Source organism: Proteus columbae, assembly GCF_002777965.1.
Taxonomy (GTDB): domain Bacteria; phylum Pseudomonadota; class Gammaproteobacteria; order Enterobacterales; family Enterobacteriaceae; genus Proteus; species Proteus columbae.
In genome coordinates this window covers 33,906-58,695 of record NZ_NGVR01000003.1, presented here as the reverse complement: position 1 = coordinate 58,695, position 24,790 = coordinate 33,906, and the positions used below count along the sequence as shown (strand labels likewise).

The 24,790-nt window shown below is 38.2% G+C and carries 24 protein-coding genes; 14 read left to right on the top strand and 10 right to left on the bottom strand.

The annotated features are described in order from the left end of the window. Positions 1–323 precede the first annotated feature (323 nt). Positions 324–800 (bottom strand): YmfL family putative regulatory protein, encoded by a 477-nt coding sequence (locus CBE70_RS01150; protein ID WP_100157867.1) that lies wholly within the window; start codon positions 798–800, stop codon positions 324–326. Positions 801–837: 37 nt separating this feature from the next. Then, entirely contained in the window at positions 838–1,044 is a 207-nt protein-coding gene (locus tag CBE70_RS01145) for a Cro/CI family transcriptional regulator (protein WP_006537203.1), read from the bottom strand. Between the two features lie 100 nt (positions 1,045–1,144). Here CBE70_RS01145 and CBE70_RS01140 point away from each other — a divergent pair, with 100 nt between their 5' ends. The 4 genes from CBE70_RS01140 (at position 1,145) to CBE70_RS01125 (ending at position 4,025) form a co-directional block, all read left to right on the top strand. After that, positions 1,145–1,777, top strand: coding sequence for a LexA family protein (locus tag CBE70_RS01140; RefSeq protein ID WP_017628378.1), 633 nt, complete (start codon positions 1,145–1,147; stop codon positions 1,775–1,777). Between the two features lie 278 nt (positions 1,778–2,055). Beyond that, a complete protein-coding gene (locus tag CBE70_RS01135) occupies positions 2,056–2,580 on the top strand; it encodes a hypothetical protein (protein ID WP_100157866.1) in 525 nt (174 codons plus the stop codon). Positions 2,581–2,665: 85 nt separating this feature from the next. Continuing rightward, positions 2,666–2,917, top strand: coding sequence for an excisionase (locus tag CBE70_RS01130; protein ID WP_017628380.1), 252 nt, complete (start codon positions 2,666–2,668; stop codon positions 2,915–2,917). Further along, a complete protein-coding gene (locus CBE70_RS01125; protein ID WP_100157865.1) occupies positions 2,892–4,025 on the top strand; it encodes a site-specific integrase in 1,134 nt (377 codons plus the stop codon). The genes CBE70_RS01130 and CBE70_RS01125 overlap by 26 nt, the downstream gene beginning before the upstream one ends. A 109-nt stretch (positions 4,026–4,134) precedes the next feature. On the opposite strand, the gene icd is transcribed toward CBE70_RS01125, so the two are convergent. Next, positions 4,135–5,388, bottom strand: a complete 1,254-nt coding sequence (gene icd, locus CBE70_RS01120; RefSeq protein ID WP_023582546.1) for an NADP-dependent isocitrate dehydrogenase — start codon at positions 5,386–5,388, stop codon at positions 4,135–4,137. 138 nt (positions 5,389–5,526) lie between these two features. Between icd and rluE the strand changes: the two genes are divergently transcribed. The 8 genes from rluE to CBE70_RS01080 all read left to right on the top strand — a co-directional run bounded on the left by rluE (position 5,527) and on the right by CBE70_RS01080 (position 13,499). Further along, positions 5,527–6,156: a 23S rRNA pseudouridine(2457) synthase RluE gene (gene rluE / locus CBE70_RS01115; protein WP_100157864.1), complete on the top strand. Its 630-nt coding sequence runs from the start codon at positions 5,527–5,529 to the stop codon at positions 6,154–6,156. Continuing rightward, positions 6,149–6,598, top strand: coding sequence for an NUDIX hydrolase (locus tag CBE70_RS01110; protein ID WP_100157863.1), 450 nt, complete (start codon positions 6,149–6,151; stop codon positions 6,596–6,598). Before rluE ends, CBE70_RS01110 begins: the two co-directional genes overlap by 8 nt. Positions 6,599–6,707: 109 nt before the next feature. Beyond that, positions 6,708–7,811 (top strand): tRNA 2-thiouridine(34) synthase MnmA, encoded by a 1,104-nt coding sequence (gene mnmA / locus CBE70_RS01105; protein WP_100157862.1) that lies wholly within the window; start codon positions 6,708–6,710, stop codon positions 7,809–7,811. Positions 7,812–7,813: 2 nt separating this feature from the next. Further along, entirely contained in the window at positions 7,814–8,443 is a 630-nt protein-coding gene (gene hflD / locus CBE70_RS01100; protein ID WP_100157861.1) for a high frequency lysogenization protein HflD, read from the top strand. A gap of 31 nt (positions 8,444–8,474) precedes the next feature. After that, complete coding sequence (gene purB, locus CBE70_RS01095; protein ID WP_100157860.1) at positions 8,475–9,845, top strand: adenylosuccinate lyase; 1,371 nt, start codon at positions 8,475–8,477, stop codon at positions 9,843–9,845. Positions 9,846–10,058: 213 nt separating this feature from the next. Next, positions 10,059–10,733, top strand: a complete 675-nt coding sequence (gene phoP, locus CBE70_RS01090; RefSeq protein WP_100157859.1) for a two-component system response regulator PhoP — start codon at positions 10,059–10,061, stop codon at positions 10,731–10,733. 1 nt (position 10,734) lies between these two features. Then, the gene (gene phoQ, locus CBE70_RS01085) at positions 10,735–12,198 is read left to right on the top strand and encodes a two-component system sensor histidine kinase PhoQ (RefSeq protein ID WP_100157858.1); all 1,464 of its coding nucleotides are present in this window, start codon (positions 10,735–10,737) and stop codon (positions 12,196–12,198) included. A 179-nt stretch (positions 12,199–12,377) separates the two neighbouring features. Then, complete coding sequence (locus tag CBE70_RS01080) at positions 12,378–13,499, top strand: ribosomal protein uL16 3-hydroxylase (protein ID WP_100157857.1); 1,122 nt, start codon at positions 12,378–12,380, stop codon at positions 13,497–13,499. 100 nt (positions 13,500–13,599) lie between these two features. Here CBE70_RS01080 and CBE70_RS01075 read toward each other — a convergent pair whose 3' ends face one another. After that, positions 13,600–13,878: a hypothetical protein gene (locus CBE70_RS01075; protein WP_100157856.1), complete on the bottom strand. Its 279-nt coding sequence runs from the start codon at positions 13,876–13,878 to the stop codon at positions 13,600–13,602. A 272-nt stretch (positions 13,879–14,150) separates the two neighbouring features. Between CBE70_RS01075 and CBE70_RS01070 the strand changes: the two genes are divergently transcribed. Further along, positions 14,151–14,873, top strand: coding sequence for a vWA domain-containing protein (locus CBE70_RS01070; RefSeq protein ID WP_269800190.1), 723 nt, complete (start codon positions 14,151–14,153; stop codon positions 14,871–14,873). Positions 14,874–14,954: 81 nt separating this feature from the next. On the opposite strand, the gene pepT is transcribed toward CBE70_RS01070, so the two are convergent. The 5 genes from pepT to lolC all read right to left on the bottom strand — a co-directional run bounded on the left by pepT (position 14,955) and on the right by lolC (position 20,395). Next, complete coding sequence (gene pepT, locus CBE70_RS01065) at positions 14,955–16,199, bottom strand: peptidase T (protein WP_100157855.1); 1,245 nt, start codon at positions 16,197–16,199, stop codon at positions 14,955–14,957. A gap of 52 nt (positions 16,200–16,251) precedes the next feature. Next, positions 16,252–17,109 carry a Sir2 family NAD+-dependent deacetylase gene (gene cobB, locus CBE70_RS01060; RefSeq protein ID WP_100157854.1) on the bottom strand — a complete coding sequence of 286 codons (858 nt, stop codon included), beginning with the start codon at positions 17,107–17,109 and terminating at the stop codon, positions 16,252–16,254. 85 nt (positions 17,110–17,194) lie between these two features. Then, the gene (lolE, locus tag CBE70_RS01055; protein WP_100157853.1) at positions 17,195–18,442 is read right to left on the bottom strand and encodes a lipoprotein-releasing ABC transporter permease subunit LolE; all 1,248 of its coding nucleotides are present in this window, start codon (positions 18,440–18,442) and stop codon (positions 17,195–17,197) included. Further along, positions 18,442–19,152 carry a lipoprotein-releasing ABC transporter ATP-binding protein LolD gene (lolD, locus tag CBE70_RS01050; protein ID WP_408633989.1) on the bottom strand — a complete coding sequence of 237 codons (711 nt, stop codon included), beginning with the start codon at positions 19,150–19,152 and terminating at the stop codon, positions 18,442–18,444. Before lolD ends, lolE begins: the two co-directional genes overlap by 1 nt. A gap of 40 nt (positions 19,153–19,192) precedes the next feature. Beyond that, complete coding sequence (gene lolC / locus CBE70_RS01045; RefSeq protein ID WP_100157852.1) at positions 19,193–20,395, bottom strand: lipoprotein-releasing ABC transporter permease subunit LolC; 1,203 nt, start codon at positions 20,393–20,395, stop codon at positions 19,193–19,195. A gap of 194 nt (positions 20,396–20,589) precedes the next feature. Between lolC and mfd the strand changes: the two genes are divergently transcribed. Further along, on the top strand, positions 20,590–24,033 hold the full coding sequence (mfd, locus tag CBE70_RS01040; RefSeq protein ID WP_100157851.1) for a transcription-repair coupling factor: 3,444 nt from the start codon (positions 20,590–20,592) through the stop codon (positions 24,031–24,033). Positions 24,034–24,134: 101 nt separating this feature from the next. Here the strand turns inward: mfd and umoD are convergent, their stop codons facing one another. Further along, positions 24,135–24,635 carry a flagellar biogenesis regulator UmoD gene (gene umoD, locus CBE70_RS01035; RefSeq protein ID WP_100157850.1) on the bottom strand — a complete coding sequence of 167 codons (501 nt, stop codon included), beginning with the start codon at positions 24,633–24,635 and terminating at the stop codon, positions 24,135–24,137. Positions 24,636–24,790 lie beyond the last annotated feature (155 nt).

Here is a 24,790-nt window from a genome sequence, read left to right as displayed (position 1 = left end):
ACAAGGAGCCCTCGAGGGTTTCTGTAATAGCGATCAAGACGATTGGGATCTTCATTTCGCATTGCATTTTCCTCCACTCAAAAAATAGAAATCAGCCCATGACTTTTTCAGTGTCCTCTTATCTACCAAATCGATATTTTTTCGGTAGTTGTGTGATCGATTGTCACTCGGTATGCTTTCTACATAACGAAATGTTCCCTCTTTAGTTAAGGGTAAACAGCGAAATTGCTTTTTAGGTATTAGATGCGCTAATCTACTCATGCTTATTTCTCTTCACATCATTGAAATTGGCAACCGAAGCCAGAGGCCGTATACCTTTGGCTTCACCCTTTCTTAGTCGCTTCCTGTTTTTCACCGTACAACACTTTCAGTGAATCCAAGAACCCAATTGCATACGCAAAAACTTTTCCTGCTTTTCGATAAATACGCCCTATTTCTTCATCCGTTAAAACACCATCAACAATGCTTTCTTGAATTAAAACGGCGAGTGATCCTTGCATAGCCGCCAATGTCATTCGCATATCAAATAGCTCTACTTGATCTATCTTTTCTGCTTCTATTTTTGGTAATGCACTCATGCCATGGCGATCTAGATGATATTCCACCAGCAACTTAGTGCCCGAAATGTCTTCCATGGCTTCCTGTTCATCAATATCAAAGAAACGACAGCCATTTTTTTCGTATAACTTGTTATTAAACGTATCGAGTGACATACCTAGAGCTCCTGCCATAGCAGAACGTCCACCCGGCAGTGCTTTGCACATTTCTTTAATAACTTCTTTAATTGAATGTTTGCTCATATCTACCTGCTCTATCTTTTATTGGTAGTTAATTGCCTTATGCTGTTTTGGTATTTTTTCTATAAAGTTCAGGGTTATATTTAAGTTTTCCCTCTGTTAGTAAGTCAGCTTCAATTGCTCGATTTTTAGGTATTAATTGACCTGGTCTTTTCTTCCATTGATAAAAGGCTTCTGGCGTAATTTTAAAAAAACTAGCGACTTTGCTAGCATCACCAAAGTAAACTTCAACTTCATTAGTTGTCATAAGCACCTCCAATATAAGTTTTATTAGATATTAAAATATAAGTTTTCTTTTATCAATAAAAACTAAGATAACTTAGTTAAAAACTAACCTTGGAATAAAAATGGATACTGTTGGAAGCAGAATAAAAAAGCTTCGTAAGACAACCAAGACGACACAAAATGAACTAGGGAAATACTGTGGCGTATCGGGCGTTGCGGTTGGCTATTGGGAAAAAGATCTTAATTTGCCAAATGGCGATGCCCTAATAAAGCTTGCTCAATTTTTTAATACAACTGAGTCTTACATCCTTTACGGCATATCATCGAAGGAAAATATTTCTGTGATTACAACAATGAGAAAACTTCCCGTTTTGTCATATGTACAAGCAGGTAAATTCACTGAATACCTAGCAACAGAGATTTATGATGAAACGTTGGAATATCTAGAAACTTCTTTAAAGGTATCACCTTCAAGCTTTGCCCTTACAGTAAGAGGTGATTCGATGACTAATCCTTCGGGTATGCCTTCTATTCCAGAAGGTGCGAAAGTTATTGTTGACCCAGCAGCAGAGGCAATTAGTGGCAAAATTGTAGTTGCTCGCCTTACAGGAAGTGACGAGGTAACAATAAAAAAATTAATTATTGATGGCCCTAATAAATACCTATCTCCACTCAATCCCCGCTATCCAAACATCCCGATCAATGGCAATTGTGAAATTGTTGGTGTTGTAAAGGGTGTTCAGTACGAATTGTAATCTCACTATCACACAAATCTAAATCTACTTAGATTTGTGTTGACATAAAATATAAGTTTTATTAGATTTAATTCTAACAAAACTTAGTATTAGATGAAGAGTCTTTCCCACTTCATAAAAAACAGTAGAAACCGCCACAACTTGAGGTAAGCAATAATCAAGTTCAATAATTGAAACATAAAAAATAAGTCTTTATTTACCATTAACCAACATCAGGGAAATTTAATCTCGATTAATTCGAGAGGGATCTTTATTACTTAAATTATGTGGAGAGAATAATGTCTTATATTGCAACTGCAACGAATAAGCACTTCTATTACCTCGATGTACGGATCGAGGATATAGATATTCAAGACATTGCGACGGGTTTAGCTAATGAATGTCGCTTTAATGGACAGATTGATAATTTCTACTCTGTTGCTCAACACTCAGTATATGTCAGCTATTTAGTTGCTCCAGAATATGCTTTAGAAGCCTTACTTCATGATGCCAGTGAGGCCTATGTAAAAGATCTGCCATCACCGCTTAAAAAGCTATTACCTGAATATAAGGAGATAGAAAAAAGAATTGATACTGTTATTCGTCAAAAATATAACTTGCCACCCGTTATGTCGGACGCTGTGCATTTAGCCGACTTAATGATGTTAGCAACTGAAAAACGAGATTTAGATATTGATGTGGGTAGCAATTGGCTAATGCTTGAAGGCATTCCTACAAGTGATTTTATTGTTAATCCATTAACCCCTCTACAAGCCAAAGTTTTATTTTTACGTAGATTTAATGAATTAAGTAAAAGGAGCTAAATAAACAGTTCTAAAAAGTTTAAATAAATACCACCAGCATAATTAACGTCTATTTAAACTGTATACGGCAGTATGGAGAGAAAATATGTCAAGAATGGTGACTCTTGAAGCGTGGGCAAGGTTGGAATTTGGAGATGCTTCTCCTTGCATGACGGTATTACAAAAATACGCAAAGAATAACCTTATTGCACCACCTGCAATGAAAGTTGGCCGCAAGTGGATGGTTGATAGAGAAGCTCGTTATGTGGGCTATCTGTCTCTCCCCCAAATTCCTACTAAATCAACGGAACGACTTAAGAGGATAATTACAGATGGCTGCCCGACCACGAACCCATAAAATTATCATTCCTAATCTATATCGAAAGCTAGATAAACGTAACGGCAAAATTTATTGGCAATATAAACATCCCATCACCGGTAAATTTCATAGCTTAGGCACCGACGAGCAGGAAGCGAGAGAAACTGCCATTCAGGCCAATACAATTATTGCAGAACAACATACTCGACAGTTATTAAGTATTAATGAACGGTTATCAAAAATTAAGACAAATAAGTCTGAAATATCTGTCGATATATGGATGGATAAATATTTAGATATTCAAAAAGAAAGATTAGATATCGGTGAATTAAAAATTAATTCTTATCGACAAAAAATGAAACCTATTAATTTATTCCGTCAGTATTGTGGTACGAAAATATTAAAAGAGATAACCGCTTTAGATATCGCTGAAATAATAGATTCCGTCAAAGTATTAGGACATTCAAGAATGGCTCAGGTCGTTCGCATGGTGCTTATTGATGTATTTAAAGAAGCTCAACATGCTGGCTATGTTCCTCCTGGTTACAATCCCGCGAAAGCAACTAAACAACCACGGAACAGAGTGAAAAGAGAACGCATGACATTGGAAGAATGGCGCACTATTTACCAGCAAGCTAAGAACCACCCTCCTTACTTGCAATGTGGCATGTTGCTGGCCTTAACCACAGGTCAGCGGATCGGTGATATCTGTAAAATGAAATTCTCTGATATTTGGGATGACATGTTACATATACAGCAAGAGAAGACGGGCAGTAAGTTAGCCATCCCTCTCTCGCTAAAATGTGAGGCTATCAATCTCTCCTTAAGGGAGGTTGTTGCTCAATGTCGTGATGCTGTTGTAAGTAAATATCTCGTGCATTATCGACATACCACCGCACAAGCGAAACGCGGTGAACAAGTCACGCCAAATACGTTAACCACAACATTTAAAAAAGCGCGAGATAAATGTGGGTTAACTTGGGAAAAAGGTACGGCACCTACTTTCCATGAACAACGATCTTTATCCGAGCGACTTTATCGTGAACAAGGAATTAATACACAAAAATTATTGGGTCATAAAACACAAAATATGACTGATAAATACCACGATGATAGAGGCAAAGAATGGCAAATTATTGCTGTTTAATTGAACAGTTTTGGGGAAGAGTTTTGGGGATATTTTGGGGAAGATTTTTATAGTACAAAAAATAAACGGGAACTAATAAGCTCCCGTTAACTATTTATCAAATCAACAATTACATATGTTTGATAATTGCGTCACCAAACTCGCTACATTTCAGTAGTTTAGCGCCTTCTAACTGACGTTCAAAATCATAAGTTACAGTCTTAGCGGCAATCGCGCCTTCCATACCTTTAATGATTAAGTCAGCGGCTTCTGTCCAACCCATGTGGCGTAGCATCATTTCTGCGGAAAGAATGATCGAACCTGGGTTAACTTTGTCTTGGCCTGCATATTTTGGTGCTGTGCCGTGTGTTGCTTCAAACAATGCACACTCATCACCAATATTTGCGCCTGGAGCGATACCAATACCACCCACTTGAGCAGCTAATGCATCAGAAATATAGTCACCATTTAGGTTCATACATGCGATAACATCGTACTCTGCTGGGCGTAACAGAATTTGTTGCAAGAAAGCATCGGCGATAACGTCTTTAACGATGATCTCTTTACCTGATTTTGGATTTTTGATTTTAACCCAAGGACCACCATCTAATAATTCACCACCGAACTCTTCACGAGCTAACTCATAACCCCAGTCTTTAAAGGCACCTTCGGTAAATTTCATAATATTACCTTTGTGTACCAATGTAACTGAATCACGGTCGTTATCGATAGCGTATTCAATTGCTGCACGAACTAAACGTTTAGTTCCTTCTTCTGAACAAGGTTTGATACCAATACCGCAATCTTGTGGGAAGCGGATTTTGGTAACACCCATTTCAGTTTGCAGGAATTTAATCACTTTATCTGCTTCTGCTGAGCCCGCTTTCCACTCAATACCTGCATAGATATCTTCGGAGTTTTCACGGAAGATAACCATATCAGTCAGTTCAGGTTGTTTAACTGGGCTTGGGGTGCCTTTGTAATAACGTACTGGACGTAGGCAAATATAGAGGTCAAGTTGTTGGCGTAATGCAACATTTAATGAACGGATACCACCACCAACTGGGGTAGTAAGAGGACCTTTAATAGAAACTCGATATTCACGGATAAGATCTAAGGTTTCTTCTGGTAACCAAACATCTTTACCATATACCTGCGTTGATTTTTCGCCGGTATAAACTTCCATCCACTCAATCTTACGTTCTTTGCCGTAAGCTTTCTCAACTGCTGCATCAACAACTTTTAACATTGCTGGCGTAACATCGATACCGATACCGTCCCCTTCGATATAAGGGATAACCGGATTATTTGGAACAACAAGCTTACCTTTAGCATCTAGTGTAATTTTAGCGCCATTAGCCGGAACAACTACTTTGCTTTCCATTTACCTCTCCTTTCATGTAAGCGCACGCTTTGTTAATTTTTTGTAAGAGACCTGTCAATACTACTTGATTATTCAGCTAACGCCAATCGCTTCTCTTTTAAGGTATAATCAATCTCCCATTTTTTACAAAAATTAACTATGGCAAATCAACTTAAAAATAGCGCTAAATCGAGAAAACATCACACTTCATTAGCACAAAGAAAACCCGTGCGCCCAAGAGGTGAGCGTAAAGTCGTTATCTTCAACAAGCCCTTCGATGTTCTTGTGCAATTTACTGACGAAAATGGCAGAAAAACACTAAAAGATTTTATTCCTATTCGTGATATTTATGCGGCAGGACGTTTAGATAGAGACAGTGAAGGACTGTTAGTCTTAACAAATGATGGGAAGCTACAAGCAAAATTAACACAGCCGGGTAAAAAAACAGGAAAAATCTACTATGCTCAGGTTGAAGGCATTCCAAGCGCTGTCTCATTACAACAATTTAGAGATGGATTAGAGCTTAAAGATGGCAAAACATTACCTGCACAAGTTGAAATAGTTGAACAACCCGAATGGCTATGGGAGAGAAATCCTCCTATTAGAGAACGTCAAACTATCCCGACAACGTGGTTAAAAATAACGTTATTTGAAGGTAAAAACCGTCAAGTGAGACGAATGACAGCCCATATTGGTTATCCAACATTGCGTTTAATCCGCTTTAGTATGGGAAATATTACATTGGATAATTTATTACCCGGTGAATGGAAGGAGATTGATTTTGTTTAAACCTAATGTGACTGTCGCGTGTATCGTTCATGCAAAAAATAAGTTTCTCGTTGTTGAAGAAACGGTCAATGGAAAAGCAACGTGGAATCAACCAGCTGGACACCTTGAAGCCAATGAAACACTTATTCAGGCTGTCCAACGTGAATTATGGGAAGAAACTGGATTAACGCTTCCCGTCCAACATTTTCTTAAATTACATCAATGGATTGCCCCAGATAAAACGCCTTTTTTACGTTTTCTTTTTCTTATTGAAGCGCAAGAACAATTTAAAACTCAACCTCAAGATAGTGATATTGATTGTTGTCACTGGGTTAGCGTCGATGAAATTATTCATAGCCAGCAATTACGCTCACCGTTGGTAAGAGAGAGTTTGTTATGTTATCAACAAGGCGAACGCTATCCCCTATCGATTTTAAGTAGCTTTGGAACACCTTTTAACTAAATAATAGAAAAGGGAAAAACAAAGCATCAAAAACAGAGTAAGACTTGATGCACCTGTGTCAGTGATATGGTAAAGTATGGCGCTTATTTTTCCGCAGTGAGATCCAGTCATGTCAGATAACAGCCAAAAAAAAGTCATCGTAGGAATGTCCGGTGGCGTAGATTCATCCGTCTCAGCCTATCTTCTTAAGGAACAGGGATATCAGGTCGTTGGTCTGTTTATGAAGAACTGGGAAGAAGACGACGATACAGAATATTGCTCAGCCTCTACCGATCTTGCCGATGCGCAAGCCGTGTGCGATAAACTTGGCATTGAGCTTTATACCATCAATTTTGCCGCTGAATACTGGGATAATGTTTTTGAACACTTTTTATCCGAATATAAAGCAGGCCGCACTCCAAACCCAGATATTCTGTGCAATAAAGAAATAAAATTTAAAGCATTTTTAGAATATGCAGCTGAAGATTTGGGTGCTGATTATATTGCAACAGGCCACTATGTTCGTCGTCGTGATATTGATGGCAAAAGCCAATTACTTCGCGGTGTTGATAATAACAAAGACCAAAGCTATTTCTTATATACGTTAAGTCACGAGCAAATTGCACAAAGCCTTTTCCCTGTAGGTGAAATGGAAAAACCTGAAGTGAGAAAAATTGCTGAAAAACTTGATTTAGCGACAGCAAAGAAAAAAGATTCAACAGGCATTTGTTTTATCGGTGAACGTAAATTTACCGATTTCTTATCGCGCTATTTACCTGCAAAACCCGGCGCTATCGTGACTGTTGATGGTGAAACTATCGGTGAACACCAAGGCCTGATGTATCACACATTAGGTCAGCGTAAAGGCTTAGGTATTGGTGGTACAAAAGATGGCGGAGACTCCCCTTGGTATGTGGTTGATAAAGATGTTGAGAACAACATTCTTGTTGTCGCTCAAGGCCATGAACATCCAAGATTAATGTCTGTTGGTCTAATTGCTCAGCAATTACATTGGGTATCAAGAGAACCTATTACTGAAGCTTTCCGCTGTACTGTTAAAACACGATATCGCCAACCTGATATTGCGTGTACAGTAACACCATTAGGTGAAGACAAAATTGAAGTCCGCTTTGATTATCCTGTTGCAGCAGTGACTCCGGGACAATCAGCCGTCTTTTATCAAGACGAAGTCTGTTTAGGTGGCGGTATCATTGAAACCCGTATTCAGGAGTAGATGTGGCTAAAGATTTTCGTGATATAACACTTGCATTGGCAGGCATCTGCCAAGCAAGTCGTCTTGTTCAACAAGTTGCTTACCAAGGTAATGCGAACGAGAATGATGTTGAAGTGATGGTTAACAGTGTTTTTAATCTCAATCCGACTTCAACACTTGATGTTTATGGTAATCAAATCAGTCATCTAAAATTAGGCTTTCAAACATTGAAAGCCATTCATCAGGCGGTAAGAAGAGAAAAATTAACGCTTGAATTAATGACTTACCAACAAGGTTTAATCAACCTAGAGCGTCTTATCAACAGAAATGATAATTACAGCTCACATTTATCACAAAAAATTTCTCAATTAGAGCGCCAAAAAAGTTATTTTGAACCAATGTCCGAAAGTGTATTTAATGCCCTTGCTGGCGTTTATGTTGATGCAGTTAGCCCGGTTGGCCCTCGCATTCAAGTTCATGGCTCGATTGATCTATTAAATACCCCTATTATTCAAGCTAAAGTTAGAGCGTTATTACTGACTGGCATTCGAAGTGCAGTGCTCTGGCGTCAAGTCGGTGGTCGTCGTTTTGATTTTTTACTACATCAAAAGACTATCCTGCGACAAGCTGATGATTTTCTCGCTCAATGTTAATACTTTAAATTCAACCTGGGAGTTGCCAACAATGGAATTATCTTCGCTGACAGCGATTTCACCGATTGACGGTCGTTACGGTAGTAAAACTTCGTCGTTACGTTCTATTTTTAGTGAATTCGGTCTTCTGAAATTCCGTGTACAGGTAGAAGTTCGCTGGCTACAAAAGCTGGCATCTTGCGCCGACATTAAAGAAGTTCCAGCCTTTGAAAAAAACGCAAACGATTACCTCGATGCGATTGTTGCTAACTTCAATGAAGAAGATGCAGCTCGTATTAAAACTATCGAACGCACCACTAACCATGATGTAAAAGCCGTAGAATATTTCTTAAAAGAAAAAGTGGCAAACATCCCTGCTTTACATCAGGTTTCTGAATTTATTCACTTTGCTTGTACTTCTGAAGATATTAATAACCTGTCTCATGCCATTATGCTGGAAACAGCACGTCAAGAGATCTTACTGCCTTCATGGCGTGAAATTATTGATACCATTAGCAAAATGGCTCAAGAATACCGTGATTTGCCATTACTTTCTCGTACTCACGGCCAACCTGCAACACCATCTACAATTGGCAAAGAGTTTGCTAACGTTGCCTACCGTATGGAGCGCCAATATCGTCAACTGACACAAGTTGAGATCTTAGGTAAAATCAATGGTGCAGTAGGTAACTACAATGCTCACTTAGCGGCATATCCTGAAGTAAACTGGCACCAATTTAGTGAAGAATTTGTAACTTCACTTGGTATTACATGGAACCCATACACAACCCAAATTGAACCACACGATTATATTGCGGAGCTTTTTGATTGTATTAGTCGCTTCAATACTATCTTGATCGATTTCGACCGTGATATTTGGGGTTACGTAGCCTTAAACCACTTTAAACAAAAAACTATTGCAGGTGAAATTGGCTCATCAACCATGCCTCATAAAGTCAATCCAATTGATTTTGAAAACTCTGAAGGAAACTTAGGGTTAGCAAATGCAGTTATGGGACATTTATCTAGCAAATTACCCGTTTCTCGCTGGCAACGTGACTTAACAGACTCAACTGTACTGCGTAATTTAGGTGTTGGAATGGGTTATGCGCTGATTGCTTATCAATCAACCATGAAAGGCCTTAATAAACTTGAAGTGAATGAAAAGCATCTTCGTGAAGAATTAGACTGCAACTGGGAAGTATTAGCAGAGCCAATTCAAACTGTAATGCGTCGTTATGGCATTGAAAAACCTTACGAAAAGCTAAAAGAACTTACTCGCGGTAAACGCATCACTGAACAAGATATGGCAGTTTTCATTGATGGTTTAGAACTACCAGAAGATGAAAAAATACGCTTAAAAGCAATGAAACCTGAAAGCTATATTGGTTTTGCCACTCAACTTGTTGATAAATTAAACTAATTTATCATTCTAAAAAGGCAGATAATCTCTGCCTTTTTTTATATCAAAAAATTAGAAAACTCTCTGTAACTTAAACACTTTACCCGCTACGGTATTTTTTAAGTGATAGATTGACTATGATAACGATATATTTTTTATCTTATGGAATGACACTCATTTCCTATATTTATTTTACAACAGTGGAATTTTGCTGATTGTACTCAAGGTGGAATAATGCGGATCTTAATTATTGAAGATAATATCCTACTTCGCCATCACTTATCTGTGCAATTTCGTGATGCTGGGCATCAGGTTGATGCAGCAGAAGATGCCAAAAAAGCAGATAATTTTATTGCAGAAGGTACACCTGATGTTGCCATTGTGGACTTAGGATTGCCGGATGAAGATGGCATTAGCCTTATTCGTAGATGGAGAGAGAATAATATTACCCTACCAATAATGGTCTTAACGGCACGAGAAAGTTGGCAAGAAAAAGTTTCAGCGTTAAATGCGGGTGCTGATGACTATGTGACAAAGCCCTTTCATTTTGAGGAAATTGTTGCACGTATTCAGGCATTAATGCGAAGAAACATGGGAATTGCATCGCAAACCCTCTCAATCGAACCTTTTGAATTGGATTTATCCCGTAAAGAGTTCATGATTTCAGGCGAACAAATCAAGTTAACAGCATTTGAATATACAATTTTAGAAACCTTAATGAGAAATCAAAATAAAGTTGTTAGCAAAGATGCATTAATGCGTCAGCTATACCCTGATGCTGAATTAAAAGAAAGTCACACTATTGATGTGCTAATGGGCCGACTACGTAAAAAAATCTTAGAAAAATATACTGATGACGTGGTGGTTACAGTACGCGGACAAGGCTACCGTTTTGATATGAAACCTTAATATGCAAAAAAAACAGCGCTCACCACTCTCATTACGAACACGCTTTTTACTTGCAACTAGTGCCATTATTTTGGCACTTACGCTCTCTTATGGGTTAGTTGCCATTGTCGGTTCGATTGTCAGTGTGGATAAAACCACTTTTATGCTGATGCGTAGTCAAAGCAATCTTTACTACAGCTTAGCACAGTGGGATAAGAGCAAGCTGAATATTGAGTTTCCAACAAATCTTAATAATAACAACACCTCGCTGGTGATCATTTTTGATGATAAAGGCGGTGTATTATGGACACCTCCCGATTTACCTAAAGCCATTGCGGATAGCATTAAGCATAAGTGGCGTCATGAGGAAGGCTTATTTGAGATCTCAGTCGATATCAAAACAACACGTTTAATGTTAAAGCAATTACCGCAATATCGTGTTTATCTCAAACGCCTTGAAGAATACACCAGTAATGAGTTTTTAACTCACTCCGTTGTGATTAATCATTATCCTGCCGCTGATAATATGCCTTCTATGGCGATCGCGGTTATCGATCCTATTCCTCAGCGTATGCAAAAAGCCAGTCAAGTTTGGGATTGGTTCTTATATATTATTCTCGCTAATTTATTCTTAGTTGTACCTTTAATTTGGTTAGCTGCACATTGGAGCTTACGACCTATAAAGCAAGTTATTGAACAAATTAGTGCATTAGAAAAAGGGACTCGAAATGATTTGGATGAAAATCCACCAACAGAGTTAAAAGGCTTAGTTCGAAACTTAAATGTGTTATTGCGTAATGAACGCAGTCGTTATAGTAAATATCGTACAAGTTTATCTGATCTTACCCACAGCTTAAAAACACCACTTGCTGTATTGCAATCAACATTACGCTCTTTACGCTCGGGCAAACAGATGACGATAGAGCAAGCTGAACCTATCATGCTCGATCAAATAGAACGCATTTCACAACAAGTCGGCTATTATCTTCACCGAGCATCAATCCATGGTGATCATGATATTACCACACGAAAACTCTATTCACTGTCAGGATTACTGGATAATCTTTGTAGTGCATTAAGTAAAGTTTATCAGTCAAAAGGTGTTGATTTAACACTCAATGTTTCACCTGAGATCATGTGGTTAGGTGAGAAAAATGATTTTATGGAAGTGATGGGTAATATTCTTGATAACGCCTGTAAATACTGCTTAGAATTTGTTGAAATCAATGTTAGCAATAATGAAAGCAGTGTAATGATTATTGTTGATGATGACGGTCCGGGCGTCAGCCCTGAAAAAAGAGAGGCTATTTTCCAACGAGGAACAAGAGCTGACACTCTGCGTCCTGGGCAAGGTTTAGGATTATCTATCGCGGTAGATATTATTGAACAATACAGTGGTGAAATTACGATTACTGATAGCCCTTTAGGTGGCGCTCGTATCACCGTAACCTTTGCGGAGCAACAACTGACTACTGAACGTGAATAATCATTATTGATAAGAAACTCTTTTTTTAATTACCGCTAAATATATGGCGTTATGCATGATATCTGTTCAGTTATTATCGTGTTACTCGCTATTACTCACATTGCTCAAAGGAATGTTTAGCAGGAAACTAGAATTCATTATACTATGACTTCAGGCTTCCCGAATTCAGGATATACACAATGGACTATAAACTTAATTTAGATTGGCAATCATTCCTCGAAAGCCATTGGCAAAAACGCCCTTTATTAATTAAAAACGGCTTCTCTCGTTTTGTTGATCCTTTATCTCCTGACGAACTTGCTGGTCTTGCAATGGAAGATGAAGTTGATAGCCGTCTTGTTAGCTGTCAAGACGGACAGTGGGGAGTCAAACACGGGCCTTTCGAGCACTTTGAAGGACTTGGTGATAAAGATTGGTCTTTACTTGTACAAGCCGTCGATCACTGGCACTTTCCTAGTGCGGCATTAATGAAGCCATTTCGTGTGTTACCCGATTGGCGTATTGATGATTTAATGATCTCTTATTCTGTTCCCGGTGGTGGTGTAGGCCCACATCTTGATCAATATGATGTCTTTATTATTCAGGGACAAGGTCGTCGTCGTTGGCGTGTGGGTGAAAAAATCCCAATGAAACAACACTGCCCTCACCCTGACTTGCTTCAAGTTGATCCTTTTGAAGCAATTATTGATGAAGAATTAGAACCGGGCGATATTCTTTATATCCCACCAGGATTTCCACATGAAGGCTATGCGATTGAAGAATCGCTAAACTACTCTGTTGGTTTCAGATCGCCTAATGCTCGTGAACTTTTCAGTGGTTTCGCTGACTATGTGTTAGCAAATGATTTAGGTAGCTATCGTTATAGCGATCCTGATCTAACTCCGCGTGAAAATCCTGCATTAATACAACATCAAGAGTTGAATAAGCTTCATGACATGATGGAAGATTTACTTGCTCAACCTGAAGTATTCCGTCACTGGTTTGGTGAATTTATTTCTCAATCTCGTCATGAACTTGATCTCGCTGTTCCAGAGCCTTTATATGAAAATGCAGAAATTCATGATTTGCTGCAACAAGGCGAGCAACTTCATCGTTTAAATGGTCTTCGTGCACTACGTGTTGGCGATAACTGTTTCGTAAATGGTGAATTGATGGATACTGATCATATAGAAGCTGTGGATGCACTTTGCCAATATGATTATATTGATAAACAACACTTAGGTGATGCGTTAACTGATCCGAAATTTGTACGTTTATTAACACATTTAGTTAACCAAGGTTATTGGTATTTTGAGGATTAATTATCACTAATTCTCGATATAGTTAACGTTAAAAGCCCTGCTATATTTATGGCAGGGCTTTTTATTATTAGGAAAATTAAAATATATATTATTTTAAAAACTAACGAATTAAATAATTTATTGATTCTTTTAAAAGCACTCTTGTATTATGAAAGAAAAAAGGAATAACAACAAAAAATGTACTTTGCAAGAAAAAAAGCAATAACGTATGTTTGCTATTTGTCGCATAAAGAGAAAATGAGATTAAATAAGTTATTAGAAAATAACTAAAAATAATAATAAATGATTGCTGTTCAGCTTTTTTAATCACTTCCTTTTTATGAGAGTCTAGTTTTTCTTCTATTACAGGCTTTAATAGTTTTCCTGTTATGGTTTCCATTCAATATCCTTATATTATATTTATTCATTCTCTTTAATTATAAGGGAATTTCAGGGTTCTCAATTTACTAAAGAGTTATTAATATTAAGCCTATATTAAAAGTTTAATAGTGAATAATATGTAAGCCCATTATTATAAAATCATTCTATTTTTAATTAAGTGGATTTTCTCATTAACATCTCGTTTATTTTTCAGCCATTTCTCCTATTTTATTTCATTAATTGCTCCTAAGATAAAATTAGATTTTTACTACTTTAATTCTTTTTTCGACAATGGAGTCGTCTATGAAAAAATTTATTGTTTTAATCGCTGCTTTTATTTTACCTACCATGGTATTTGCAAAAACAGTAGAAACAGCAAATATGAAGGCACCACCAGCACAAACGGATATCATTTTTGTGTTAGATAAAAGTGGTTCAATGCAAGGATATGAAAAAGATACTATTGGTGGATTTAATACTATTTTAGCGGAAAATAAAAATCGCCCAGAGAAAGTCTATATAACCACAATCTTATTTGATAGTCAGGCTAAGAAGTTACATAACCGCATTGATATTAATAAGATAACAAATTTAACTACTAACGATTATTTTGCATCAGGTAATACTGCACTGTTAGATGCTGTGGGAAATGCGATCACTGAAGGAAATAAGCCAAATTCCCCCTATAAAAATGTCATGATGGTGATCATCACCGATGGCGAAGAAAATAGTAGCCGTGAATATTCGCTAGAAAAAGTAAAATCATTAATTAACTCAGCAGAAAAAGAGAAAGGTTGGGAATTTATCTTTTTAGGTGCCAACATTGACGCAATAAGTGCAGCTGAAAGTATTGGCATTAAATCATCCAACTCAACTCAATATATCCAAGATGCTAAAGGCTACGAAAATGCTTATGAATCTGTGAATAAAGCCGTTCAATCTAAAATTGAAGGAAAAGAGCTAAATCAAGATTGGAAATCTTCTGTTGAACAAGATTACGAAAAGCGTAAATAAACAAATTTAAGATATTTTTTTACTAAAAAATAATAGCCGAAATATCGGCTATTATTTTTATTTTCGAAGCCCAATAAGTAATTAGTTAATTACTTTTGCCTTTTCTCTTTCAGCCGTTATTTCAGCAATGCGCATAATCACACTTACCGCCGCTTCCATGCCTTCTAAAGAGATAAATTCATGCTTACCATGGAAATTATAACCGCCTGTAAAAATATTAGGGCAAGGTAAACCACGGTAAGAAAGTTGAGCGCCGTCTGTACCACCACGAATAGGCTTAATATTTGGTTCAATATCACAATCAATCATGGCTTGTTTAGCAATTTCAATGATGTGAGGGAATTGAACAACTTTATCATGCATATTGTAATAGCTATCATCAATAGTTAGCTCGATATAGCAATCAGGATGCAGACCTTTACCCACTCTCTCTGCAATCGCAATCATATTCTGTTTGCGTTTTTCAAATAAGTTACGATTAAAATCACGGATAATATAATGCATTTCCGCTCTTTCTACCGAGCCTTTGATACTTTGCAAATGGTAAAAACCTTCATAACCGTCGGTATTTTCTGGTGTTTCATCAACAGGTAATTCTTGATGAATGCGTGTTGCTAATCCTAATGCGTTAACCATCACCCCTTTGGCACTACCTGGATGAACATTGTTACCTACAATTTTGATATTCACGGATGCGGCATTGAAGTTTTCATATTCCAGTTCGCCAACACCACCACCATCAACGGTATAAGCCCAGCTTGCGCCGAATGCTTTTAAATCTACATAATGCGCACCACGTCCAATTTCTTCATCAGGAGTGAAAGCAATACGAATATCCCCATGTGGTCGATTCGTTTCTTTTAAGCGCACCATCGCAGTAATAATTTCAGCAATACCAGCTTTGTCGTCCGCACCCAGTAATGTTTTGCCATCTGTAGTAATTAATGTTTTACCAATCATTGAATGTAAGATTGGAAACATAACCGGCGATAACACTTCATCACCAATACCTAAAGCAATATCACCACCACGATAATCTTCAAGCACTTGTGGTTTTACATGTTTTCCTGAAAAGTCAGGAGAAGTATCAAGATGCGAAATAAAGCCAATAACTGGCACTGGCCAAGATACATTGGATGGTAAACTTGCCATTACACATCCCTTATCACTGAGCATTACATCAGAAAAACCCAGTTTTTTTAATTCTTGAGCCAATGCCTTGGCAAGTTTTAATTGTCCATCACTGCTTGGTGACATTTTTGAAGATGGTTTTGATTGTGTATCAAAATTAATATATTCAAAAAAACGTTCTAATAATTTATCCATTTTGCCCCCTAAGATCTCTCTAAGAACAATAATAGGGAACTCTATAAAATAATTATTGCGTCAAATCAGCTTTAGGATCATTAATTAATTCAAACAATTTATGAACATATTCATCAACTACCTGACTTGCAGGGCCATAATGTTTCTCTTCAAACTGGCTTTCAACCAAACTTGGTTCAAGATTTAACTCAACGGTATGAGCGCCAGTTAATCGAGCTTCATGGACAAAACCGGCCGCTGGATAAACATTTCCAGATGTACCGATAGAGATAAAAATATCAGCCTCAGCCAGTGCGCGATAAATCTCTTCCATACCAATTGGCATTTCACCAAACCAGACAATATGCGGGCGCAACGGAGATGGGAATTGGCAACAATGACAACGATCGGTTGTTTCTAAGTCCCCTTTCCACTCAAATACTTGACGAGATTGAGGGCAACGCACTTTTAGCAATTCACCATGCATATGCAAAATATGTTTACTACCTGCTTTTTCATGCAAGTTATCAATATTTTGCGTAACGAGTAAAAAATTTTCTTTACCTAAACGTTGCTCTAGTTTTGCTAATGCATAATGCGCTTCATTAGGTTGAATAGAGGGTTGTTGCAATTGGCGGCGACGTTCATTATAAAACTGCTGAACTAATTCGGGATTGCGTTGATAACCTTCAGGTGTTGCAACATCTTCAACGCGATGTTCTTCCCACAATCCATCTTCTGATCGGAATGTTTTAATTCCTGATTCAGCCGAAATGCCAGCCCCTGTTAATACGACAACTTTGGGTAAATTCATTTCATGTTCCGTTTTATGGGTTAGATGAAAATAGCGACAACGTGAATGTTGTCTACGTAAATTTTTAATTTTACGAAACTTCCTAAGCCGACGATGACGAAGTTTAAGTTTCATCATTACAATCCTTGGTTTTCAAGTTTAAATATCGCGTTTCTTATCTTCACTAGTTTAAGCGTTTTTTCTTCTTTGTATGTCAATAAACTTATTGTCCACTTAAAATTCTTGCAGGATCTAGTTTAGTGGCTCGACGTGCAGGATACCAACTTGCAATCAGGCTTAAGATCACAGTGGTAATAAATACAGAGAAAACGTCAATTAAATGAACTTCTGAAGGTAGAAAATCAACGAAATAAACATCGCCAGACAACACACTGTGCCCCGTTAATGACTCAATAACAGACACTAATGGCGTTAAATTGTAAGCAACCAATACACCAAATATCACACCGGCGACACAACCAATCATGCCTGATAATAAGCCGTACCATAAAAAGATATTACGAATATGGCTATCTCGTGCACCTAACGTTCGTAAAATAGCAATATCACTGCTTTTATCTCTTACCGCCATAATCAGTGTTGAGACAATATTAAAACAAGCGACACCAATTACTAAGATCATCGATAAATACATAATGCTACGGATCATCTGAATATCGCTATACATATAGCCGTAGTCACTTATCCAACTTTTTGCATAAACATATTCTTTACTGTTTAAACCTGCATTATGAATAATTTCATTCGCAAAAAATGGATCTACCGTTTTCACTTCAATCCCTGTAATGCCTTGCCCGTAATCCATATATTGTTGAGCATCGGCTAAAGGAATTAAAGCTAATTGATGATCGAGCATTCCACTTAATTTAAAGATACCACTCACTTGTAAACGGATACGTTTAGGCTGTAAAAGCTTAGTAGGATCGTCATTATTAGGAATTAACACCGTCAGCCAATCACCTTGTTTTATTTTCAATGCATCGGCAACGCCTTGCCCTATAATAATTTGTTGTTTACCTGCCTTAAAATTTTGCCATGCATTGTTTTGTACATATCGAGGCAATAAGCTGATATCACCTTGTTTTTCAGGTGATACACCCATCACTTGCACTGCCTTTAACTCTGTTCCTTTTTCTAACAATCCAGTAAGTAAAATATAAGGAGCAGCAGCGACAACACCTTGGGTATTTTCAATACGAGGTAATGCTGATTGCCATTGTACAAATGGCTGTTCTACTGAATAAATTTGTCCGTGAGGCACAACTGATAAAATACGGTTTTTTAATTCACGTTCAAAGCCATTCATGGCGCTTAGGCCAATAATTAAGACAGCAACACCCAGCATAATGCCCAGTGTTGAAATAACTGAAATTAAAGAAACCATTCCCGCACGTTTTCGCCCTCTTGAAAAACGTAATGCGGTCACTAATGCAAGTGGCAATTGCGCCATTATTTCACTCCTGAAATTGCGTTTTGTGACTGTAGTTGACCATCTTTCATTTCAAGTTGGCGCTGAAAACGAGCAGCCAGTGACAAATCATGCGTTACGACCAAAAAAGCAGTTTGTTTTTCTTTGTTTAACTTAATCAACAATTCAAAAATCCCTTCTGCGTTTTTCTGGTCAAGATTACCAGTTGGTTCATCAGCAAGGACTAATGCAGGATCGTTCACTAATGCTCTCGCAATCGCAACGCGTTGTCTCTCACCACCAGAAAGCTCTGAAGGACGGTGATGAGCGCGATCTTTTAACCCAACAGCTTCAAGTAAAGACATCGCTTTTTCTTTCGCAACAGAAGCGCTCGTGCCACCAATCATCAGTGGCATAGCAACATTTTCAAGTGCAGTAAAATCAGGTAATAGATGATGAAATTGATAAATAAAACCTAATTGGCTATTACGTAGATCGGCCTTTTCCGAAGAGGATAATTTATTAAGTGATTGCCCTTTAAAAAAGACTTCACCTGATGTTGGAGAATCTAATCCACCCAGTAAATGTAATAAGGTACTTTTTCCTGAGCCAGAGCTTCCTACTATGGCAAGAAAATCGCCCTTATCCATTTTAAAAGAGACGGATTTCAGCACTTGTGTGGAAATAGAACCATCTTGGTATTGTTTACATAGGGCGTGGCAATCCAATAAACCATCTTTATTAATTTGCATTTGTTTTTCTGATGCCATTGGTTGTTTATTCAAAGAAGAATTACTCATAACGTAGCGCCTCTGCTGGCTGAATAGCCGCGGCCCGCCAAGACGGGTATAAAGTGGATAAAAGGGAAATGATAATAGCGGAGAAACCAATCATAAAGACGCGTCCCCAATCAAGTGTTGCGGGCAATTCCACACCTTGAGGGATAAGTCCTACCGCGGGCATAATGACGTTTAATTGGCTTGAGAGTAATGCACCTAGCAGACCACCCGCTACCGCGCCTAAAATACCTGCACCTGCACCTTGTAGCATAAAGATGGACATAATCTGAGCGCGTTTTAAGCCCATCGTTTGCAAAATAGCAACTTCACCTTGTTTTTCCATGACCAACAAAGAAAGTGAGGTAATAATATTAAAAGCTGCCACCGCTATAATTAAGCTTAATAATAATCCCATCATATTTTTTTCCATTTTAACCGCTTGGAAAAATTCACCTTTACGTTCGCGCCAATCTCTCCAACTTAGATTTTCATCTAAAGATTGTGCACTGTATTTTTCAATATTGAGAGGATCAGTAAAGAAAAGACGCCATCCTGTAATATTACCCGGCTGATAACGCATTAAACGTGCCGCATCTTGCTGGTTAACTAAGATTTGTGAGGCATCTGCATCGCCACCACTTTGAAAAATACCTTTAACCGTAAATAATCGTTGGCTAGGTAATCTTCCCATTGGCGTTAATTGGCTTACGCTTGGCACAATAAGGCGGATGTTATCCCCCTCTTTTGCTTTCAACTGTTTCGCGAGGCCACTTCCTAAAATCACACCATAATCACCCGCTTTTAGCATAGAAAAATCGCCATAGCGAATATGTTTCGTTAAAGGCTCATCTTGCTCTTTTTCTATACCCAGCATGACACCAACGCTGATATTGTCTTTACTTTGCAAAACAACATCGCCTTCTACTAAAGGGGTAACGTTTATGATACCTTCACGCGTCAGTAATCTTTCAGCTATATTTGAATCTCGGGATAATTGCCCGTTAGGTGATGTCACGATTGCTTGTGGAATGTAAGCAAGAATGCTTTCTTGCAATGAGCGTTCAAAGCCATTCATGACAGAAGTCACTGTGATCAGTGCCGCTACACCTAACATAATCCCTAAAGCGGATAGCCATGAGACGAAGCGACCGAATTTATCGACCGCACGACCCCGCATATAACGGAGCCCTATATAAAATGAGACAGAATTGTACATGAAATCTGTGCTGTTCCTGTTGCTAATGCGAAGTGTTCAGGGATAATAAAGGGTAGTCTTACTGAATGGAACCACTCTATTCCCAAACTGTGGTTTTTTCTTTTATCTTAACCTGCCCGCCAGTTTAAGCTTTAGCCATTAAGCTAAAGATGTGTTGGGAGTTAACTACAACAAAGAGTTCACATTACACGCTTATGTCCTCAGAATATCGTTATCAACTTCCTATAAAACAAGGGGATACTCGTCAGCTAGGTCAACTGACTGGTGCCGCTTGTGCTCTAGAATGTGCAGAGATCATCAAACGTCACTCTGGATTAGTTGTTCTTGTTACTCGTGATATGCAAAATGCATTGCGTTTACAAGATGAAATCCGTCAGTTTTGTGATTATCCAGTAGAGACATTATCGGATTGGGAAACGCTGCCATACGACAGTTTTTCACCTCACCAAGAAATCATCTCAAACCGCCTTTCTACGCTATACCGTATTCCATCACTTCTCAAGGGAATTTTAATCTTACCTGTCAATACGTTAATGCAGAAAGTCTGCCCTACGGATTATCTCGCAAGTCATGCGTTGGTAATGCAAAAAGGAGAGGTACTTTCTCGTGATAATTTGCGTAAAACATTAGATGAAGCGGGATATCGCCATGTCGAACAAGTATTAGAACATGGGGAATACGCAACGCGTGGTGCATTATTAGATTTATTTCCTATGGGAAGTGAATTTCCTTATCGTATTGATTTTTTCGATGACGAAATAGATAGCCTGCGTACTTTTGATGTCGATACACAGCGGACATTAGCTGAAGTTGATCAAATTAATTTACTGCCTGCACATGAATTCCCAACAGATGCAAATGCGATAGAGATTTTCCGTAGCCAATGGCGTGAACGATTTGATGTAAGACGCGATCCTGAACATATTTATCAGCAAGTAAGTAAACACATATTGCCAACAGGCATTGAATATTGGCAATCCCTGTTTTTTGAACAGCCTTTATCTAACTTATTTGCTTATTTCCCTAAAAACACATTGATAGTGACGCAAGATCTACAAGATTTTGCAGAAAAATTTTGGCAAGACATTAATCAACGTTTTGAAAGCCGTCGTGTTGATCCTATGCGACCCCTGTTACCACCTGATGATATTTGGCTGAATGTTGATAAATTTAATAAAGAGTTAAAACAGTGGCCTCGTATTCAACTTAAAACAGAAACGTTGCCTGAAAAAGCAGGACAGACCAATTTAGGCTATCAGCCTCTTCCTGATTTATCGATTAACGCTCAAAGCAAATCACCTTTAGATAACTTACGCCGATTCCAAGAACAATTTTCAGGTAGTGTTATTTTCTCTGTTGAAAGTGAAGGACGACGCGAAACCGTACAAGAGCTTTTATCGCGGATAAAAATAGCACCTAAGCAGATCATTGAACTATCTGATGCTCAAGAGAAAGGTTTTTACTTTATCATTGGTGCTGCTGAACATGGATTTATTGATAACCATCGTCAATTAGCCATGATCTGTGAAAGTGATATGTTAGGTGAGCGCGTTAATCGTCGTCGCCAAGACAATCGTCGCACTATCAATACAGATACTTTAATTCGCAACCTTGCTGAATTAAGCATAGGACAACCCGTTGTTCATCTTCAGCATGGTGTTGGTCGTTATCAAGGAATGACAACACTAGAAGCGGGTGGCGTTAAAGCTGAATACTTGATGTTAAGCTACGCGGGTAATGACAAACTTTATGTTCCTGTTTCATCACTGCACTTAATAAGTCGTTATTCTGGCGGTGCAGATGAAAATGCCCCACTACATAAATTGGGTGGCGATGCATGGGTAAGAGCGCGCCAAAAAGCCGCCGAAAAAGTGCGTGATGTCGCAGCAGAGTTATTAGATGTTTATGCTCAACGTGAAGTAAAAACAGGCTTTGCCTTTAAAATGGATAAAGAGCAGTACCAATCATTCCGCCAAAGTTTTCCTTTTGAAACAACACCTGATCAAGAAATGGCGATCAATGCTGTACTTAGCGATATGTGCCAAGCCATTTCAATGGATAGACTCGTCTGTGGCGATGTCGGATTTGGTAAAACAGAAGTGGCGATGCGTGCTGCATTTCTTGCCGTTAACAACAATAAACAAGTCGCTATTTTAGTACCAACCACCCTATTGGCTCAGCAACATTTTGATAATTTCCGTGATCGTTTTGCTAATTGGCCCGTTAACATTGAGATGATCTCGCGTTTTCGTAGCGCAAAAGAGCAACAACAAATCACAGAAAAACTGGCTGAAGGTACGGTTGATATTGTCATTGGTACACATAAATTGCTTCAACCGAATATTCAGTGGAAAGATTTAGGGCTATTAATTGTCGATGAAGAGCACCGCTTTGGTGTTCGCCATAAAGAGCGAATAAAAGCCATGCGTGCTAATGTTGATATTTTAACGCTAACAGCAACGCCTATTCCTCGTACATTGAATATGGCAATGAGTGGTATGCGTGATCTTTCCATTATTGCAACACCACCAGCACGTCGCTTATCAGTAAAAACCTTTGTGCGAGAATATGATGACTTAGTGGTGCGCGAAGCTATCTTGCGTGAAACGTTGCGTGGCGGACAAGTTTATTACTTGTATAACGATGTTGAAAATATCGAAAAAGCCCGTGAGAGACTGGCTACACTCGTTCCTGAAGCACGTATTGGTATTGGTCACGGACAAATGCGTGAACGCGAGCTTGAACGTGTGATGAATGATTTTCATCACCAACGTTTTAATGTGTTACTTTGCACCACAATTATTGAAACAGGTATTGATATACCAACCGCGAACACCATTATTATTGAACGAGCAGATCACTTTGGTTTAGCGCAATTGCATCAGTTACGTGGGCGTGTAGGTCGTTCTCATCATCAAGCTTATGCTTATTTGTTGACACCACATCCTAAAGCAATGACAAAGGATGCTCATAAACGTTTAGAGGCAATTGCTTCGCTGGAAGATTTGGGTGCAGGTTTTGCATTAGCGACTCATGATCTAGAAATTCGAGGCGCTGGTGAATTATTAGGTGAAGAACAAAGTGGTCAAATGAATACCGTTGGCTTCTCTCTTTATATGGAATTGCTAGAAAGTGCGGTAGAAGCACTTAAAGAAGGTAGAGAGCCATCACTTGAAGATCTCACCAATCAACAAACTGAAATTGAATTAAGAATGCCAGTCTTGTTACCTGATGATTACATTCCTGATGTAAATGTCAGACTTTCATTCTATAAACGAATTGCTAGTGCAATCGACTTAACAGAGCTTAATGATCTAAGAGCAGAGTTAATTGATAGATTTGGTAAGCTGCCTGATGCAGGGCGTTATCTACTGCGTAATGCCGCTATTCGCTTAAATGCCATGCGCTTGGGTATTACTCGAATTGAAGCCCATGATAAAGGCGGGTTTATTGAGTTTGGTGAAAAGAACAAGGTTGATCCGGGATATTTAATCAGTCTACTTCAAGAGCAACCTGCTATTTTCCGTTTAGATGGCCCATCAAAACTGAAATTTATTACAGATTTAACTGAGCGTGAGAAACGACTCACTTTTATTGATGATATGCTAAATGCATTTGATGAGCATAAAATTAAATAACCGCACTCTTGCGGTTATTTAATCAACAAAAAGGCGTAATTGAAGTAACTTTATTACGCCTTTCTTACACCTTCTTACGCCTTTCTTTTATATTGTTAGATTTACTCTTTACGGCAAGGTACTTTTTCATTCATAGAACAATAAGGTTCTTGTTCTAAAATCAGCCTACCATCAGAATCTAATGCGATAATTTCACCGGGTTTAAACGTGGTGCGTACTTTGCCCGGTGTTCCATCAATAGTATAAAGCACATCATAACCAACAATTCTACGCTCTTGACGATAAATCGGGATGCACTCTTTAAATTGAGGATAAGGGAAATTAGCAATATTGCTGTTATTGAGTGCTTCAATCATATAAAACACTCGGCACTCTTGCTCTGCGGGGTGAAATCGTGACAAATTCTCTGGTGTAAAAGGTGTAGGTAAGCCAATTCGATGACAATACTCTTCTGTCACAAAAACAGTCGATTTAATAGGTGTAGCCGAAACGACATGAGCGTATTGAGGCTGGGGAAATACCCACCTCCATGCAATAAATGAAAGAATAGCTAATACAATGATTAGTCCTATTAGTGTGTACTTTCTGACATTAACACCCACTTTTACCCCTTTTTATTTGTTTTATCCTTAATTGCTACAGATGCGTAATAAAAGCCATTATTTCACTCTAACTGGCTAATATATTTAGTATTCAATAAATGAATTCTCTAATCTGATAGCTTAATTCAACATCCATGCTGATTAACATAATAAGT